13 protein-coding genes are annotated in these 17,739 nt (G+C 67.9%); 7 read left to right on the forward strand and 6 right to left on the reverse strand.

Translation table 11 applies throughout. The features are described from left to right. Window positions 1-81 precede the first annotated feature (81 nt). The 3 genes from adk (at window position 82) to QLQ86_RS03660 (ending at window position 2,304) form a co-directional block, all read left to right on the forward strand. Window positions 82-738 (forward strand): adenylate kinase, encoded by a 657-nt coding sequence (gene adk, locus QLQ86_RS03650; RefSeq protein ID WP_282735521.1) that lies wholly within the window; start codon window positions 82-84, stop codon window positions 736-738. Between the two features lie 106 nt (window positions 739-844). Next, a complete protein-coding gene (tsaB, locus tag QLQ86_RS03655; RefSeq protein ID WP_282735522.1) occupies window positions 845-1,549 on the forward strand; it encodes a tRNA (adenosine(37)-N6)-threonylcarbamoyltransferase complex dimerization subunit type 1 TsaB in 705 nt (234 codons plus the stop codon). Further along, window positions 1,546-2,304, forward strand: a complete 759-nt coding sequence (locus QLQ86_RS03660) for a class I SAM-dependent methyltransferase (protein ID WP_282735523.1) — start codon at window positions 1,546-1,548, stop codon at window positions 2,302-2,304. The genes tsaB and QLQ86_RS03660 overlap by 4 nt, the downstream gene beginning before the upstream one ends. Window positions 2,305-2,306: 2 nt before the next feature. On the opposite strand, the gene plsB is transcribed toward QLQ86_RS03660, so the two are convergent. Then, on the reverse strand, window positions 2,307-4,760 hold the full coding sequence (gene plsB / locus QLQ86_RS03665; RefSeq protein WP_282815936.1) for a glycerol-3-phosphate 1-O-acyltransferase PlsB: 2,454 nt from the start codon (window positions 4,758-4,760) through the stop codon (window positions 2,307-2,309). 128 nt (window positions 4,761-4,888) lie between these two features. Here plsB and QLQ86_RS03670 point away from each other — a divergent pair, with 128 nt between their 5' ends. After that, window positions 4,889-6,010, forward strand: coding sequence for a phospholipase D-like domain-containing protein (locus QLQ86_RS03670; protein WP_282736946.1), 1,122 nt, complete (start codon window positions 4,889-4,891; stop codon window positions 6,008-6,010). Window positions 6,011-6,235: 225 nt separating this feature from the next. Here QLQ86_RS03670 and QLQ86_RS03675 read toward each other — a convergent pair whose 3' ends face one another. Next, window positions 6,236-6,886 (reverse strand): YecA/YgfB family protein, encoded by a 651-nt coding sequence (locus QLQ86_RS03675; protein ID WP_282736945.1) that lies wholly within the window; start codon window positions 6,884-6,886, stop codon window positions 6,236-6,238. A 74-nt stretch (window positions 6,887-6,960) separates the two neighbouring features. Between QLQ86_RS03675 and QLQ86_RS03680 the strand changes: the two genes are divergently transcribed. The 3 genes from QLQ86_RS03680 to QLQ86_RS03690 all read left to right on the forward strand — a co-directional run bounded on the left by QLQ86_RS03680 (window position 6,961) and on the right by QLQ86_RS03690 (window position 10,519). Continuing rightward, window positions 6,961-7,509 (forward strand): SprT family zinc-dependent metalloprotease, encoded by a 549-nt coding sequence (locus QLQ86_RS03680; protein ID WP_282736944.1) that lies wholly within the window; start codon window positions 6,961-6,963, stop codon window positions 7,507-7,509. 176 nt (window positions 7,510-7,685) lie between these two features. After that, window positions 7,686-9,635, forward strand: a complete 1,950-nt coding sequence (gene acs / locus QLQ86_RS03685) for an acetate--CoA ligase (RefSeq protein ID WP_282736943.1) — start codon at window positions 7,686-7,688, stop codon at window positions 9,633-9,635. Window positions 9,636-9,856: 221 nt separating this feature from the next. Further along, window positions 9,857-10,519, forward strand: coding sequence for a LuxR C-terminal-related transcriptional regulator (locus tag QLQ86_RS03690; RefSeq protein ID WP_282736942.1), 663 nt, complete (start codon window positions 9,857-9,859; stop codon window positions 10,517-10,519). Between the two features lie 151 nt (window positions 10,520-10,670). On the opposite strand, the gene QLQ86_RS03695 is transcribed toward QLQ86_RS03690, so the two are convergent. The 4 genes from QLQ86_RS03695 to QLQ86_RS03710 form a co-directional block, all read right to left on the reverse strand. After that, on the reverse strand, window positions 10,671-14,612 hold the full coding sequence (locus QLQ86_RS03695; RefSeq protein WP_282736941.1) for a hybrid sensor histidine kinase/response regulator: 3,942 nt from the start codon (window positions 14,610-14,612) through the stop codon (window positions 10,671-10,673). Window positions 14,613-14,689: 77 nt separating this feature from the next. Continuing rightward, window positions 14,690-15,205 (reverse strand): hypothetical protein, encoded by a 516-nt coding sequence (locus QLQ86_RS03700; protein WP_282736940.1) that lies wholly within the window; start codon window positions 15,203-15,205, stop codon window positions 14,690-14,692. 98 nt (window positions 15,206-15,303) lie between these two features. After that, entirely contained in the window at window positions 15,304-17,100 is a 1,797-nt protein-coding gene (locus tag QLQ86_RS03705) for a sodium:solute symporter family protein (protein ID WP_282736939.1), read from the reverse strand. Window positions 17,101-17,106: 6 nt separating this feature from the next. Continuing rightward, window positions 17,107-17,367 carry a DUF4212 domain-containing protein gene (locus QLQ86_RS03710; protein WP_040185430.1) on the reverse strand — a complete coding sequence of 87 codons (261 nt, stop codon included), beginning with the start codon at window positions 17,365-17,367 and terminating at the stop codon, window positions 17,107-17,109. Window positions 17,368-17,739: the final 372 nt, after the last annotated feature.

Raw genomic sequence — 17,739 nt, forward strand, 5'->3', positions numbered from 1 at the left:
TTGTCTGGACCTGACGGCACGGTTATCGTTCGGGTCTTCCCTTTCTTCGTGTACGAGATTCACACTTCAAGGAGCAGTCAGATGCGTTTGATCCTGTTGGGCGCCCCCGGTGCCGGCAAGGGCACCCAGGCCCAGTTCATCTGCGAGCGGTTCAGCATCCCGCAGATCTCCACCGGCGACATGCTGCGCGCCGCGGTGAAGGAGGGCAGCGAACTGGGGCTCAAGGTCAAGGAGATCATGAACAGCGGCGGCCTGGTGTCCGACGACATCATTATCGCCCTGGTCAAGGAGCGCATCAGCCAGCCCGACTGCGCCAACGGCTTCCTGTTCGACGGCTTCCCGCGCACCATCCCGCAGGCCCAGGCCATGAAGGATGCCGGGGTCAAGATCGATCACGTGCTGGAGATCGCCGTGGACGACGAGGAGATCGTCAAGCGCCTGGCCGGTCGCCGCGTGCACCCGGGCTCCGGCCGTGTCTATCATCTCGAGTACCAGCCGCCCAAGGAAGAGGGCAAGGATGACGTCACCGGCGAGCCGCTGATCCAGCGCGACGACGACCGCGAGTCCACCGTGCGCAACCGCCTGGCGGTCTACCACGAGCAGACCGCGCCACTGGTCGACTACTACCGGCAGTGGGCCAAGGAGGATCCCGAGGCGGCGCCGGAATACCATCGCGTCGAGGGGGTGGGCAGCATCGACGACATCACCGCCCAGGTGATCGAGGCGCTGGAGGACTGAGCCCCCTCGCGCGTCCCCTCGACGAAGGCCCGCCATGCGCGGGCCTTCGTCGTTGGCGGTGGCGCGCGTATAATGCCCCGACATTTCCCGCCGCGACCTCTTGCCCATGCCGATCCTGCTGGCCCTGGATGCCTCCTCGAGCGCCTGTTCCGCCGCCCTGCTGCGCCGCCGCGAAGGCCTCGACGACGAACTGATCTCACGCTTCGCCCTGACCCCGCGGGAGCACACCCGGCGGCTGCTGCCGATGGTCGACGAGGTGCTCGCCGAGGCCGGCCTGCCGGCCTCGGCGCTGGATGCCGTCGCCTATGGCAGGGGGCCGGGCTCCTTCACCGGCCTGCGCATCGCCGCCGGGGTCGCCCAGGGGCTCGCCTTCGGCCTCGACCGCCCGCTCGTCGGTGTCTCGACCCTCGAGGCACTGGCGCTGGGCGCCCATCGCCGCCACCACTACCGCTGGCTGATCACGGCGCTGGATGCGCGCATGGGCGAGATCTACGTGGCGGCCTGGCAGTGCCGCGATGGCGCGCCCGTGGCGTTGACCGAGGAGGCGGTGATGTCTCCGGCGCGGCTGCGCCTGCCCGCCGGCCATGACGACCACGACTGGGTCGGCATCGGCTCCGGCTGGACCCTGTGGGACCAGATGTCCGCCGAGGTGCAGGCCGGCCTGGGGCTCTGCCTGACCGAGCCCGAGGCCGACGCCGCCGACATGGCACGGCTGGCACTCCGCGCCTTCGTCGCCGGCGAGGCCCGACCGGCCCACGAGGTGCAGCCGGTCTACCTGCGCGACCGGGTCGTCTGGCAGAAGGGCCGATGAGGCGTGCCGTGCCGGTGGGGGTGCAGGACCCTACCCTGGCGGCCCGCCTCGGCCTGCCCCGGGCCGAGGCGGGCGAGGCCGAGCTGCTGCTGCTCCATCAGGGCGACCGCCTGGTGCTGGCCGGCGACCCGAAGCGCCATGGCCATCCGCTGGCGGTGGACTTCGTCGCCGGGCGCGCTGCCCATCGGCGTCGCTTCGGCGGCGGGCGTGGCCAGCTGGTGGCCCGCGCCTGCGGCCTGGCCAGGGGCGTCACGCCCTCGGTGGTGGATGCCACCGCGGGGCTCGGGCGCGACGCCTTCGTGCTGGCGAGCCTGGGGGCCGAGGTGCTGCTGGTCGAGCGTGTCGCGGCGATCTTTGCGCTGCTGGAGGACGGCCTGGCGCGGGCGCGGTGCGATCCCGAGACCCGCGATATCGCCGCGCGCATGGCACTCGCCCACGGCGACGCGACCCTTGGGCTTGAGGCGCTGGTGGCAAGCCGCGCCGTGGCGCCCCAGGTGATCCACCTGGACCCCATGTTCCCCCACCGGGACAAGTCCGCGCTGGTCAAGAAGGAGATGCGGCTCTTCCGCACCCTGGCCGGGGATGACCCCGATGCCCCTCGGCTGCTCGAGGCGGCACTGGACGTGGCGACTCATCGGGTGGTGGTCAAGCGGCCCCGCAAGGCCCCGCCCATCGAAGGGCCGCCGCCCCGTCACGTCATCGAGGACAGGACCAGCCGCTACGACCTCTATGTCCACCGCCGCCTGGAGGCCTGAGTTCAGCCCGCTTCCGGGCGACCGACCAGCTGCAGTCGGTGGCGCAGCGCCGGGTCGAACAGCGCCCGGCTTTGCTGGGCCGCTTCGCGCAGGCGGTCGTCGAACATCAGGCGGCCGTTCTCGGTGTACAGCCATCCCTGTGCCTCCAGGCTCTCCACCAGGCCGGAAAAAAGCCGGGTATCGAAAAACTCCGGCGCATCCAGCCCCGAGAGCAGTGCCAGCCGTTCGGCGAGCTCGCGGCTGCGCGCGGTCAGCTCGTCGGCCGTGAAGTGCCCGGCGGGCTCGCTCAGCAGCACCGACAGCAGCAGGTAGCCGCGCTCCAGGGAGGGCTGCATCAGGCCCCCGAGCATGCGCAGCTGCTCCCCGGCCTCCAGCGCCTCCCGAGGCCGTCGCCAGCCTTCGGCGTGACGTTCCAGCAGCCCCGCCTCGACCAGGGCGTCGAGCATGGTGGCCAGGTCCTCGCGCAGCGAGGCCGGCGCGGAGATCATCAGCTCCCGGGTGAGGATCGGCCAGCCCGGCGCGAGCAGGGCCTCCAGGTCATCAAGGTCATGGCATGCCTGGTGGCGGAAGGCGAAGGCGGTGAGCCCGGCGAGCGCGAAGAGGTGCAGCACGTTGTTGCGGTACCAGCCCAGCAGGCCGGCCCGGTGGTCATCGGCGACGATGATGTCGCCCAGCGGGTGCGGCCGGCGCTCGACCATCCCCAGGGCGAGCACCCGGTCGAGCCAGGCGTCGGGCGTGCCATCCGGGAGGCTGGCATGACGGCCGCCCGGGAGACGCTGCTGCAGGGCGACCAGCAACGCCAGCTGGCGCTTGAGCAGGCTGGCCTCGATGGCATGGTGAGGGGTGGCCAGCAGGACCAGGGCCACCAGGTTGACCGGGTTGAGGGCGGCGGCCGCATTGATGCGCCGCGAGAGGGTCTCGCCCAGGCCGGGCACGACCCGGGCCAGCCAGGGCGGGCGCGGGTCGTCGAGCCGTCGTCGCCAGCCGGGCACCTCCGCGTCGAGAAAGGCCGAGAGTGACAGGGGCTCGCCGATGTTCACCGTCACCTGCCCGAAGGGTTGGCGCAGCCGGCCGACTACCCGCAGCAGTCCCCACGGGCTCTCCTTGCGCTTCCTGCCGCCATGCAGCTCACGCTGGTAGCTGCCACTCTCGAGGATCCGCTCGTAGCCGATGTAGACCGGCACGAAGACCAGCGGCTGGCCCCCGCCGCGTGCGCTGCGCAGGTAGGAGCGCAGGGTCATCGAGAGCATGCCCGGCCGGGCAGGCAGCATGCGGCCACTGCGCGAACGCCCGCCCTCGATGAAGTACTCCAGCGGGTGGCCGCGAGCGATCAGGCGGTGCAGGTACTCGTTGAACACCGTGGCATAGAGGCGGTTGTCGCGGAAGCTGCGTCGCATGAAGAAGGCCCCGCCGCGACGCAGCAGCGGGCCGACCAGGGGCATGTCGAGGTTGCGCCCGGCAGCGATGTGCGGGGGCATGAGGCCGTCGCGGTAGAGCACGTAGGAGAGCAGCAGGTAGTCGATATGGCTGCGATGGCAGGGCACGTAGACCAGGGTGTGGTCGCCGGCGACGGCCTTGACCCGCTCCAGGCCGTGCACCGCCACGCCGTCGTAGAGGCGGTTCCAGAGACGCCGCAGCAGGCCGGCCATGAAGCGCAGCACCGGATAGGTCATGTTCGAGGCGATCTCACGGCCATAGCGGCGGGCCCGGCCCTCCAGACGCGCCACCGAACGCTGCTCCGCGGTCGCTACCTCGCGGATGACGCGGCGCACCTCGGGACTCGCCGCGACCCCCTCGATCAGGGTGCGCCGATGGGAGAGGTCCGGGCCCAGCACTCGGATGCGCAGGCGTCGAAAGTGCACCCGCAGCAGCCGCGCGACCTTGCGATTGGTGAGGCGGGCCTCGCGCGCGTCGAGCAGCTCGGAGAGCCTGAGCGGCGTGCCGAGATGGACCTCCACATCCTTGCCGTTGACCACCACCGACAGCAGGCGGCGAAGTCGCCCGGTGAGCTGCCAGCTGTCCGCGGCAAGCAGCTGCCAGAAGCCGAAGCGCTTGCCCGGGGCACGCCCCCAGAAGATGCTCACCGGCACCAGCTGGACGTCACGGGCGGGGTCCCGGCGGCACTGCTCGATCAGCGACAGGAAGGGGGCCTCCGGTCGCCGCGTGCGGCGCCACAGGCGGCGGCTCGCGGCGGGCAGCGGCACGCTGGCGGGCAGGGTGACCGCGCCGATGGTGCGCCGGCCACCGGCCGCCGGCAGGCCATGGGCGCGGGTCAGCGATGCCAGCAGCAGGGTGTCGGAGAGCGCCGGGTGCGGGAGCACATAGAGGGTCGGGAGCGTCGGCTCGAGGGGGAGCGCCTCGGGGTCGGGCTCGATCAGCCGGATCCGGGCCCAGCGCGCCATCAGTCGCTCGAGCGGCGCGCGCAGGGCACCGGCCAGCATGCGTGCAAGGCTCATCCTGTCGCCTGTGCCCGGGAGTGAGCCGTCAGTATAGCGGCCCGTTTCCCGGCGGTCAGGGGGCCGGGCTTTTCCCGGGCCGGCAAACATGCGTCAATGCTGTAACGGTATGTGACAGGGACGGTGCCATGCACGGCATGTGGCGAGACGGCAATCACTTCGAACTGCTTCCCGAGGCGGCCCTCTTCCTGCCCACGATGTTCGAGGCCGTCGACCAGGCGCGTCACTCCGTGCTGATCGAGCTCTACCTGATGGAGTCCGGCCGGCTCGCCACCGCGCTGATCGAGGCGCTGGTTCGCGCCGTCGAGCGCGGCGTATCGGTGCTGCTGCTGCTCGACGGCTATGGTGCCATGGGGCTCGCCACCGTCGACCGCCAGCGTCTCGAGGAGGGGGGAGTGGCGCTGCGCTTCTTCAATCCCCTGGGGGTGCAGTCGCTGGTGCGCAACCTGACCCGGGACCACCGCAAGCTGGTGGTGGTCGATGGTGCCGAGGCCTTCACCGGCGGCTTCGGGGCGGTGGACGAGTTCCTGGATGCCTGGTACGAGGTGGCGGTGCGCATCGAGGGGCCAGTGGTGGCCGACTGGGTGCGGCTGTTCTGCCGGCTCTGGGACTCCCCCATGAGTCGCGGGCCGGGCAGGGCCTCGCTCGTGCGGGGGCTGGAACTTGCCGCGCGCCAGCGCGAGGGTTACCGCGGCATGCGCGGCCGCGTGGTCTGGGGGCAGGGCTATCGCTACCAGGCGATCCGCCACTCGCTGCATCATCGGGTCTCGACGGCCACGGAGCGGCTGTGGATCTGTACCCCCTACTTCGTACCCACCTTCACCCTGCGCAGGCGCCTGGCCCGGGCCGCCCGACGCGGCGTCGACGTGCGCCTGCTGCTGCCGGGCGAGGTTCACGACCATCCCGGCGTGCGCTACGCCGGGCAGCGCTTCTATGGCCGCCTGCTGCGGGCGGGGGTGCGCATCTTCGAGTTCCAGCCCACCTTCATCCATGCCAAGTTCTCGCTGGCCGATGACTGGGTCAGCCTTGGCTCGTGCAACTTCGACCACTGGAGCCTGCAATGGAACCTGGAGGCCAATCAGGAGGTGGATGACCCCCGCTTCGCCGCCGAGGTCGCCGGGCTGTTCGAGCGCAACTTCGCGTCGAGCCGGGAGATCGACCCCGAGACCTGGTCCCGGCGGCCACGGATGCAGCGCTTTCGCGAGTGGCTCTACGGGACCCTGGATGCCTGGCTGACCCGGCTACGCTAGCCCGGCTTCGCCGGGCGCTATACGCCTTAAGCCGTAAGCTTGAAGAGACAACCGTTGGTACCTGTACCAGAAGCCACAAGCTGGTTTCCCGCTTCCCGCTTCCCGCTTCCCGCTTTCCGCTTCCCGCTTCCCGCTTCCCGCTTCCCGCTTCCCGCTTCCCGCTTCCCGCTTTCCGCTTCCCGCTTCCCGCTTCCCGCTTCCCGCTTCCCGCTTCCCGCTTTCCGCTTACCGCTTGCCCTTGCCGCGCCCGGCGGGCTGCTTGCGGCGTGGCTTGGGCTTGGGCGTCTCGGGGGGGACCCGATAGTGAAGGTAGAGGTCCAGCACCAGTTCCGGCAGCTGGGTGACGAGTCCCTCGAGCCGCGTCGCATCACCGGCCAGCTCCGCCATGTCGGGTTCGTCCTCGAACAGGCCGGAAAGCAGCATGAAGGGCAGCAGCAGGGTGGCGGCGGCCTCCTCGTCATCGGCGAACCAGGCGGCCTCGTCGAGGAAGACGCCTTCCATGAAGCCGGCGCACCAGTCGCCGATCGGCGTCTCCTCCGGGGTGTTGTCGCCGAGTTCGAGCTCGAAGGGCAGTTCCGGGAGGCCGCCCGTTTCCAGCACCTCGATGGCGTTGTGCCTGAGCCGCTCGAGCAGCCCCAGGATCGTCTCGCGCTCGGCGTCATCGGCGAAGGCCGGTTCACCATGGAACAGCTCGGCGACCCAGGCCGACGCGGGGGTGTCGCGCGGGGCGACGGCCAGCGCCACCAGGAAGCCGTGGGCGCCGATCAGGTCCAGGGCGTCGGCGTCGACCCGCTCGGAGTCGAGGAAGTCGTCGAGCAGGTCGAGCTCCTCGTCCTCGAGCAGCGGCTGGGGGAGGGGCGTTTCGGCATCGGACATGACGGCTCTCGCAGGGAAGACGGAAGCAGGGGAAGGCTTTACGCCTCGACACGAAGGCGCCATTCTAGCATCCCATGACGATACCCGCGCTTCCCGCCCCCGACCCCACCCGGCTCGACGCGCTCGACCGGGCCGCCCTCCACCGGACCCTCATCGAGCGGGCCGAGGCGGCCTACCAGCTGTGTCGTGAGCTGCATCCCGCGCTGCCACGTCCGGCGGTATGGCTGGACCTGCGTGGCAAGTGCGCCGGCCAGGCGCACTTCGGTCGCCGCGGGCTGCGCTTCAACCCGGTGCTGCTGGAAGAGAATCGCCTCGCCTTCCTGGTCGAGGTGGTGCCCCACGAGATGGCCCACTGGCTGGTGCACCACCTGGAGGATGGCCACCGGTCGCGCCCCCACGGCCGCGAGTGGCAGACCGTGATGTGGCGCCTCTTCGGCCTGGAGCCCCGCGCCACCCACCGCTTCGATACCGGCCGGGCGAGCCCGGCGCCTTACCGCTACCGTTGCGGCTGCCGAGAGCACGGCTTCACCGCCCGACGGCATGCCCTGGTCCGCCGGGGGCGAGGGTATCGGTGCCGGCACTGCGCTGAGACCTTGGTCTATCTCGGTCGTTCCGCTTCCTGAATTTGATCGTAAGTTATTGTGACATATGAGAAAAATGTTTCTACCAATGTCTAAAGGGAAGGCCGCCTCCTGACGTATATGCTGTGGTCAGGTTTTATGGGGCCGGCCCGCCCAACACACAATGCGGCCGGCAACATCCACCTGGAGGGTCCATCCCCCTGGACAGAGGCATATCCATGACCGAGCAGCAGAAAGTCTATCCGGTAAGCGACGAGTTTGCCGCCAAGGCCCACGCCGACAAGGCCACCTACGAGGCCATGTACCAGCAGTCGGTTGACGACCCGAAGGGATTCTGGGGTGAGCAGGCCAAGCGCCTCGACTGGTTCAAGGCGCCGACCAAGATCAAGCACACCTCCTTCGACTCGCACAACGTGGATATCCGCTGGTTCGAGGACGGCACCCTGAACGCCAGCGTCAACTGCCTCGACCGCCATCTCGAGACCCGCGGCGACCAGCCGGCGATCATCTGGGAAGGCGACGACCCCAAGGACGACAAGACGCTCACCTACCGTGAGCTCTACGAGAAGACCTGTCAGCTGGCCAACGGTCTCAAGGAGCTGGGCGTCGGCAAGGGTGACGTCGTCACGCTCTACATGCCGATGATTCCCGAGGCCGCCATGGCGATGCTGGCCTGTGCCCGCATCGGTGCCGTGCACTCGGTGGTGTTCGGCGGCTTCTCCCCGGACGCCGTCGCCCAGCGGGTGATCGGCGCCAAGTCCAAGCTGATCATCACCGCCGACGAGTCCGTGCGCGGCGGCAAGCAGGTGCCGCTCAAGGACAACGTCGATGCCGCCCTGACCCGCGATGGCACCGAGGTGTGCGAGAACGTGCTGGTGGTCAAGCGCACCGGCGGCGAGATCGACTGGAAGGACGGTCGCGACGTCTGGTACGACGACATCGTCACCAAGCAGTCCACCGACTGCCCGGCCGAGGAGATGGGGGCCGAGGATCCGCTGTTCATCCTCTACACTTCCGGCTCCACCGGGGCGCCCAAGGGGCTGAAGCACACCACCGGCGGCTATCTGCTGCATGCCGCCATGACCCATCAGTACGTCTTCGACTACCAGGAGGGCGAGGTCTACTGGTGTACCGCCGACGTGGGCTGGGTCACCGGCCACAGCTACATCGTCTATGGCCCGCTGGCCAACGGCGGCACCACCCTGATGTTCGAGGGCGTGCCCAGCTACCCGTCCCACGGTCGCATGGGCGAGATCGTCGACAAGCACAACGTCAACATCCTCTATACCGCACCGACGGCGGTGCGCGCCCTGATGGCCCATGGCGACAACGTCATGGACTCCAGCAAGCGCGACAGCCTGCGAGTGCTCGGCTCGGTGGGTGAGCCCATCAACCCCCAGGCATGGGAATGGTTCCATCAAGTGATCGGCAACGGGAAGTGCCCCATCGTCGACACCTGGTGGCAGACCGAGACCGGCGGGATCATGATCGCGCCGCTACCCGGTGCCACCGACCTCAAGCCGGGCTCCGCCACCCTGCCGTTCTTCGGCGTGGTGCCGGCACTGGTCGACAACGAGGGCAACGAGCTCAAGGGGGCCGCCGAGGGCAACCTGGTGATCCAGGACTCCTGGCCGGGCCAGGCGCGCTCCATCTGGGGCGATCACGAGCGCTTCGTGCAGACCTACTTCTCGGCGTTCAAGGGTGTGTACTTCACCGGTGACGGCTGTCGTCGCGACGAGGACGGCTACTACTGGATCACCGGCCGCGTCGATGACGTGCTCAACGTCTCCGGCCACCGCATGGGCACCGCCGAGATCGAGTCCTCCCTGGTGGCCCACGAGGCCGTGGCCGAGGCCGCCGTGGTCGGCTTCCCCCACGACATCAAGGGGCAGGGCATCTACATCTACGTGACCCTGGCCGACGGCTTCGAGGAGAGCGACGAGCTCAAGAAGGAGCTGACGAAGTGGGTGCGCAAGGACATCGGCCCGATCGCCTCGCCGGATGTCATCCAGTGGGCCCCGGGCCTGCCCAAGACCCGCTCGGGCAAGATCATGCGCCGCATCCTGCGCAAGATCGCCGCCAACGAGTGTGACGGTCTGGGCGATACCAGTACCCTGGCGGATCCGTCGGTGGTCGACGAGTTGATCGAGCATCGCGCCAACCGCTGAGGGCGCTGCCCGCCCGGCGGCAGGCGGTCAACGTCTGCCGCCTAATGACACGCCAAGCCGGCCCCGCGGGGCCGGCTTCTTTGTGCCCGGTCATGGGAGTGTCGACAATATCCCGAGAGCCCTTGGGAATCGCCGCGGCCATGGGGTAACATGCGGACAACAACTGTAGAGCCCAGCGTGGCGGCCGTCGGTCCGCCGCTCGAGGAACCGGAGGAAGATCCATGGCCTTTGCCCAGAAATTCATCGTTGCCGATGACCATCCGCTGTTCCGTGCGGCCCTGACCCAGGCCCTGCGCCAGCTGGCGCCCCAGGCCGAGATTGTCGAGTCCGACACCATGGAGGCCACCACCGAGGTGGTCACCCGCCATCCCGATGCCGACCTGATCCTGCTGGACCTGCACATGCCGGGCGCCCATGGCTTCTCGGGCCTGATCCAGCTGCGTGGCCAGACGCCCGACATCCCGGTGGCGGTGGTCTCGGGCAGCGACGAGATCCACGTGGTGCGCCGCGCCATCGACTACGGCGCCTCGGGCTTCATTCCCAAGTCCTCGTCCCTGGCGCTGATCGCCGAGGCGGTCGGCGAGATCCTCGATGGCGAGGTCTGGCTGCCAACCGAGATGGCCGCGGCCCTGGGCGAGGCCAACGAGGAGGAGACCAAGTTCGCCGAGGCCATCGCCTCGCTGACGCCCCAGCAGTTCCGGGTGCTCAACATGCTCACCGAGGGGCTGCTCAACAAGCAGATCGCCTATGAGCTGAGCGTCTCCGAGGCCACCATCAAGGCCCATGTCACCGCCATCCTGCGCAAGCTCGGCGTGCACTCGCGCACCCAGGCGGTGATCGCCGCCCAGAAGCTCGAGGTCGAGCCGCCGAGGGTGGAATCCTAGCGCCAGGCGCCGAGCTACAAGCGCCAAGGAATTGCAGAAAACCCACCTGACGGTGGGTTTTCTGCGTAATGCGCTTACGCTTTGTCTGGCCGCTTGGCCGCTTGGCCGCTTGGCCGCTTGGCCGCTTGGCGGCTTGGCGGCTTGGCGGCTGCTACTGCGCCGCGCGGCTGGCCTGCAGGGTGCGGGTGAGCAGGGCGCGCAGGGCGGCGGGGCGCACCGGCTTGAGCAGCAGCTGGTAGCCAGCGCGCCTGACCTCCTCGGCCACTTCCTCGGTGCGGTCCGCGGTGATCACGATGCCGGGCACCGCGCCTTCCAGCCGCTCGCCGAGCGCTTCCAGGGCCATCAGCCCGGTGACCTCGTTGTCCAGGTGATAGTCCGCCAGGATCGCGTCCGGGTCGCCATCCAGGTGGCGCAGCACCGACTTGGCGCCGCCGATGGTGGTGGCCGTGAAGACCTCGCAGCCCCAGCCCGAGAGCATCGCCTTCATGCCCTCGAGGATCAGCGACTCGTTGTCGATGCAGAGGATCCGGGTGCCGGCGAGCTTGTTGCCGGCGCGCTTCGGCGAGGCGTCCTCGGCCTGCTCCGTCGCGGTGCGGGGGGCGACCACCGGCACGCTGACCGAGAACATGGTGCCGAAGCCCTCCTTCGAACGCACCCGGATGGGATGGTCGAGCACCCGGGCCATTCGGTCGGCGATGGAGAGCCCCAGGCCCAGGCCCTTCTCGCTCTCCTTGTGCCGCGTCGCCTGGTCGAGGCGCCGGAACTCCTGGAAGATCTCGAGTTGCTTGGCCTCGGGAATCCCCGGGCCTGAGTCCCATACCTCGATGGTGATGCGCTCCCCATGGTGGCGGCAGCCCAGCAGCACCCGGCCGGCCTGGGTATAGCGGATGGCATTGGAGAGGAAGTTCTGGATGATCCGGCGCAGCATCTGCGGATCGCTGTCGACCCACTGGCGGGTCGGCACCACCACCAGGTCCAGGCCGCGCTCCTCGGCCATCACCTCGAACTCGGCGCGCAGCGGCTGGATGATATCGGCCAGGGCGAAGTGGCTGCGCCGCGGGGTGAGGGCGCCGGCATCCAGCTTGGAGATGTCGAGCAGGGTGCCGAGCAGCTCCTCGGCGGCCTGCAGCGAGTTGTCGATATGGCCGATGGTGCGCTTCATGTCGTCGGCCGCCATCTCCTGGGCGAGGGCCGAGGTGAACAGTCGTGCGGCATTGAGCGGCTGCAGCAGGTCGTGGCTGGCGGCGGCCAGGAAGCGCGTCTTGGAGGCATTGGCATCCTCGGCCAGCTGCTTGGCCTGGCGCAGGGCGAGCTCGGCCTCGGCGCGTACCCGGTTCTCCTGGCGCAGGGCCGCGTTGGCCTCGGAGAGCGCCTGGGTGCGTTCGCGCACGCGCTCCTCCAGGGTCTCGTTGGTCTCCTTGAGGGCGATCTCGGCCAGGCGTCGCTCGGTGATGTCCTGGTAGAGGGCGAAGAAGCCGAGTATCGCCCCGCTGTCGCCGAAGTGGGGCGTGTAGGTCACCAGCATGTAGCGGCGGTCGTCGCCGATGGGCAGCGAGACCTCGAAATTGACCCGCTCGCCGGCCAGGGCGCGCTCGATCCATGGGGCCCGCTCGCGCGCCATGCCGGGGTCCATCACCTCTTCCACGCGCTTGCCGATCACCGCGTTGCGGTCGATGCCGAAGGCCTGCTCGTAGGCGCGGTTGGTGAAGAGGTAGCGACACTCCTTGTCGAAGTAGGCGATCAGCGCCGGCACGTTGTCGGTGTAGATGCGGATGTTGTTCTCGGAGCGGATCAGCGCTTCCTCGATGCGCTTCTGCTGGGTGATGTCCTGGTAGGTGTAGACGAAGCCGCCCCCTGGCATGGGATTGCCCTGCACCTCCAGCACGCTGCCGTCCTGGCGGTAGCGCACATAGCGATGAGGATGGCCCTCGCGGATGTTGTCGATCAGCAGCCGCACGTGCTCCTCGGGATCGCCGGGCCCGTATTCGCCGTTGTGGGCGTTGTAGCGGAAGATCTTGTCCATCGGGGCGCCGACGCGGATCAGGTGGTCGGGGAAGCGGAACAGCTCCAGGTAGCGCTGGTTCCACACCACCAGCCGCAGGTTCTGGTCGACCACGCTGATGCCCTGGTTGATGTTCTCGATGGTGGCCTGCAGCAGGGCGCGATTGAACTCCAGCACCTGGGAGGCCTCGTCGACGATGGAGATCACGTCCGAGATGCCGATGCCGCGCCCCTGGAGGGCCGAGTTGACCACGATCCGCGCCGAGGAGGCGCCGAGCACCGAGGCCAGGAAGCGCTCGGTGAACTGGATGACGTCGATGGAGGCCCGGGTGTTGTCCTCCAGTGGCTTGCCGGTGCGCCGGGCATAGTCCTCGAATGCGCGGCTCACCTGGCCGGCGCCCAGGAAGCGTTCGCAGAGCACCTTGAGGTCGCCCACGGTGGTGGCGCCGGTCCAGGGGCGGTTCACCGAGGTCTGACGGGTCTCGACGCTGTCGACGAACAGCGAGGCCTGGATCCGCTCGACGACCCGCTGGGGCGTCATCTGGGAGACGAAGATGTAGCAGAAGAGGTTCACGCCCAGGGAGAGCATCACGCCATGGGTGAAGCTGTCACCGACATTGAGGCCGAACAGCGAGGTTGGGGCCAGCCAGGCGATCCCCAGCGGTCCGCCGTCGAGCCAGTTCCCCGGCAGAACGCCGGCACCGATCAGGGTGGGCATCAGCAGGCTGTAGGCCCAGATGGCGAAACCGGCGTTCATGCCGGCGATCACCCCGAGGCGGTTGCCGCGCTTCCAGTAGAGGCCGCCGATCAGTGCCGGGGCGAACTGGGCCGCGGCGGCGAAGGAGAGCATGCCGGTGCTGGCCAGCGAGCTGAACTCGCCGATCAGCTGGTAGAAGCCGTAGGCCATGGCCAGGATCGCGGCGATGGTGATGCGCCGCGCCCGCAGCACCAGGCGGCCGTAGTCGCGCGGCTTGGTATCGAACCAGCGCAGGCGGAACAGGGCGGGGATGACGATCTCGTTGGAGATCATGATCGAGACCGCCACCGCGGCGACGATCACCATGCCGGTGGCGGCCGAGAAGCCGCCGATGAAGGTCAGCAGCGTCAGCCATTCGTTGCCCGCGGCCATGGGCAGGGCCAGCACGTAGGTGTCCGGCTCGATGCCGCTGTCGGCGAAGATGGTCAGGCCGGCCGCCGCGATGGGGATGACGAAGAAGGCGAAGGCCAGCAGGTAGAGCGGGAATAGCCAGCGGGCCTTGGTGGCGTCGTCGCGGTGGATGTTCTCCACCACCGCGACGTGGAACTGGCGGGGCAGGCAGAGGATGGCCAACATGGCCAGCAGGGTCTGGGCCCAGAAGCTCTGGCCGAAGTCCTGGTCGGCCAGCTGACGCTGGAGCTCGAGCTGGGTCTCCGCGCGGCCCAGCAGGTCGGCCAGGCCGTCGAACATCCCCCAGGTGACGTAGGCCCCGAGCGCCAGGAAGGCGAGCAGCTTGACCAGCGACTCGAAGGCCACGGCGTGGATCAGGCCCTCATGATGCTCGGTGGCATCGGTGTGGCGGGTGCCGAAGAGGATGGCGAAGGCGGCCATCACCATCGCCACATAGAAGGCCGTGTCGCCGAACAGCGGCGCCTGGGTGATGTCGCCGGCATCGGTGATCACGCTGAAGGAGGTGGAGACCGCCTTCAGCTGCAGGGCGATGTAGGGCAGGGTGCCGATCAGCGCCACCAGGCTGGCGAAGGCGGCCAGCGACTGGGTCTTGCCGTAGCGCGAGGCGATGAAGTCGGCGATGGAGGTGACGTTCTGGTGCTTGGCGACGCGGATCATCTTGGCCAGCACCGGCCAGAACAGCAGCAGGGTGAGGATCGGCCCGACGAAGATGCTGGCGAAGGACCAGCCCGCCGTGGCCGCCTGGCCCACGGCGCCATGGAAGGTCCAGGAGGTGCAATAGATGGCCAGCGCCAGGCTGTAGATCACCGGGCGGCGTTGGCTCGCCCCGTGTTCCCGGGCTCGGCGATCGCCCCGCCAGGCGATGGCGAACAGCACGGCGATGTAGAGCAGCGAAACGGCGATCAGCAGCCAGCCAGCGAACATGCACTCTTCTCCCTTACGGATGCGCCCATTCTAGGGCATGGCCGGCCCCGGAACAGCCGTTGGTAAAGGGGTGCCGGTCAGCCTTCCGTGCAGATGGCGCGGTAGAGCGGGCTGGAGGCCTCGACGCGGCGCATCTCGTCGGTGCGGGGCGCGCGCGACTCGCCTTCCAGGGGCAGCATTTCCCGGGTCGCGCAGTTCATCAGGTAGGCCTGGTGACTGACCTGGTCCACGTACTCCTTCTCGAAGCGGTAGAGGATGAACTCGACCAGGCGACCGTCATCTCCCCGGCTCACCGCCAGGTTGTCGCGGTCCACGATGGTGAAGGCCCTGGTCATGGGGAAGGCGAAGGTCCAGGGACGCCAGAACATCTGTCCCTCCTCCACGGAGACCACCTCGGCCGATGGCGGCAACTGCTGCTGCTTGTGCTCGAACCAGGTGTATTCGGTGTAGATCTGGTAGCCGAGCATCCCCAGGCCACCGCAGGCCGGGATGATCCAGCGCGGCAGTCGCTTGCCGCTGGCCAGCCGCAGGATCAGGCCGATCCCTGCGGCGCCGAGGCCGGCGAAGACCGCTGCTATCAGGTGCCATATCATGATTCATGCGTCCTTCAAAGCGATCGGGCTTCCCTGAGGAAGCCCGATCGGTCGTGGTTGGACTGGCCCGGCTAGCCGGGCCAGGAGGCCATTATGGCTCAGTGCCCGGTCGCGACACCAGCACCCTTGGGATAGCGGACGCTTTCCACCAGGTCCTGGATCTCCTGCGGAGGCTCCTCGGTCGCACTGGAGACGGCGAAGGCCACGGCGAAGTTGAAGATCGCGCCGACCGCACCGAAGGAGAGCGGCGAGATGCCCAGGATCCAGTTGTCCGGCGTGTTGGGCAGCATGTTGGTGCCCGGAATGAACAGCCAGCCCAGGTAGGTGAAGATGTAGAGCAGGGTAGCGCCCAGGCCGGTCAGCATGCCGGCGACGGCGCCCTTGTTGTTCACCCGCTTGGAGAAGATGCCCATCATCAGCGCCGGGAACAGCGAGGCACCGGCGATACCGAAGGCTAGCGCCACCGTCTGTGCCGCGAAGCCCGGAGGATTCAGGCCCAGGTAGGTCGCCAGGAGGATGGCGCCGGCCATGGAGATCCGCGCCGCCAGCATCTCGCCCTTCTCGGTGATCTTCGGGTTGATCATGGTCTTGATCAGGTCATGGCTGATGGCCGAGGAGATGGCCAGCAGCAGGCCGGCGGCCGTGGACAGAGCCGCGGCGATACCCCCGGCGGCGATCAGGCCGATGACCCAGCTTGGCAGGTTGGCGATCTCCGGGTTGGCGAGTACCAGGATGTCGTTGTTGACGGTAAGTTCGCTGCCTTCCCAGCCGCGCTCTGCGGCGGTTTCGGCGAATTCCTCGTTGCCGTCGTTGTAGACCTGGATGCGGCCGTCGTCGTTCTTGTCCTCGAAGTTGATCAGGCCGGTCTCTTCCCAGGTCCGGACCCACTCGGGACGCTCCTCGTAAAGGATGGGGTTGGTGGCGGCGTCCTCGTAGTTCTCGACCTGGCCGGCCATGTCCGGATAGACCGTGGTCATCAGGTTCAGGCGTGCCATGGAGCCCACCGCGGGGGCGGTCAGGTAGAGCAGGGCGATGAACACCAGGGCCCAGCCGGCAGACCAGCGGGCATCGGCCACCTTCGGCACGGTGAAGAAGCGGATGATGACGTGGGGCAGGCCCGCGGTACCGACCATCAGCGACAGGGTGAACAGCACCATGTTCAGCTTGTTGTCGACGTCGGCCGTGTAGTCACGGAAGCCCAGCGCGTTGATCACGTCATCCAGCTTCGCCAGCAGCGGCACACCGGACTCGGTATGGGTGCTGAACAGGCCCAGGCCGGGAATGGGGTTGCCGGTCAGCTCCAGCGAGATGAACACGGCCGGGATGGTGTAGGCGATGATCAGCACGATGTACTGGGCCACCTGGGTGTAGGTGATACCCTTCATGCCGCCGAAGACCGCATAGAGGAAGACGATGAAGGCCGCGATCCAGATGCCCCAGGTGTTGGAGACCTCCAGGAAGCGGGAAAAGGCCACGCCGGCACCGGTCATCTGGCCGATGACGTAGGTGATCGAGGCGACAACCAGGCAGATCACGGCGACCAGCCGGGCGGTGTTGCTGTAGAAGCGGTCACCGATGAAGTCGGGCACCGTGAACTTGCCGAACTTGCGCAGGTAGGGTGCCAGCAGCATGGCCAGGATGACGTAGCCGCCGGTCCAGCCCATCAGGAAGGTGGAGTTGGCGTAGCCCCCGGAGGCCAGCAGGCCGGCCATGGAGATGAAGGAGGCGGCGGACATCCAGTCGGCGGCGGTGGCCATGCCGTTGGTCACCGGATGCACGCCGCCGCCGGCCACGTAGAAGTCCTTGGTCGAGCCCGCTCGGGCCCAGATCGCGATGCCGATGTAGAGGGCGAAGGAGGCCCCTACGAACAGCAGGTTGATTGCAAACTGACTCATGCTGGCTTACTCCCCGAGTCCGAACTGTTTGTCGAGACGGTTCATCTTCCAGGCGTAGAAGAAGATGATGCCGATGAAGGTCAGGATCGAACCCTGCTGGGCGAACCAGAAGCCCAGGTCCGTCCCGCCGACGGGAATGCCGGCCAGCAGCGGGCGAAGAAGGATGGCGAAGCCGTAGGACACCAGGGCCCAGACGATCAGGCACCCCGTGATCAGGCGTACGTTCGCCTTCCAGTAAGCAGCGGCATTGGCTTTGTCGTCTGCCATAGTGTTGCTCTCCACTTGTTGTTCAGGTTGGGAAGTTGCCCAGAGCGTTGAGGTCACTCATCAGGACAGTCGTGTCGACGGAGCCAGCCTGGCCTGCGCAGTCTGGATCAGCCTGTCATCAGGTTGCCCGCTCCTTGTCGAGGCACATTGTCGACGCGGGATTGTCCTGCATGGCTCAGGGCCAATAGTGGGCAGCAAACGCCTAAAATAAATCCCAGACTTTCGTATCATGAAAAGATACCGATGGAAGACGTGCCTGATAAGTTTTTTACTATCAGTATCTTAACGACGGATGGCGGGCAAGATGGCGGCGCGGGAAGCGTGGGCATAGGACGATGGTATAGCCCCGAAATCCAGGGCGGTTAATGCTCA

The sequence above is a fragment of the Halomonas rhizosphaerae genome, from assembly GCF_030012485.1.
In the GTDB taxonomy this organism is placed as follows: domain Bacteria; phylum Pseudomonadota; class Gammaproteobacteria; order Pseudomonadales; family Halomonadaceae; genus Halomonas; species Halomonas rhizosphaerae.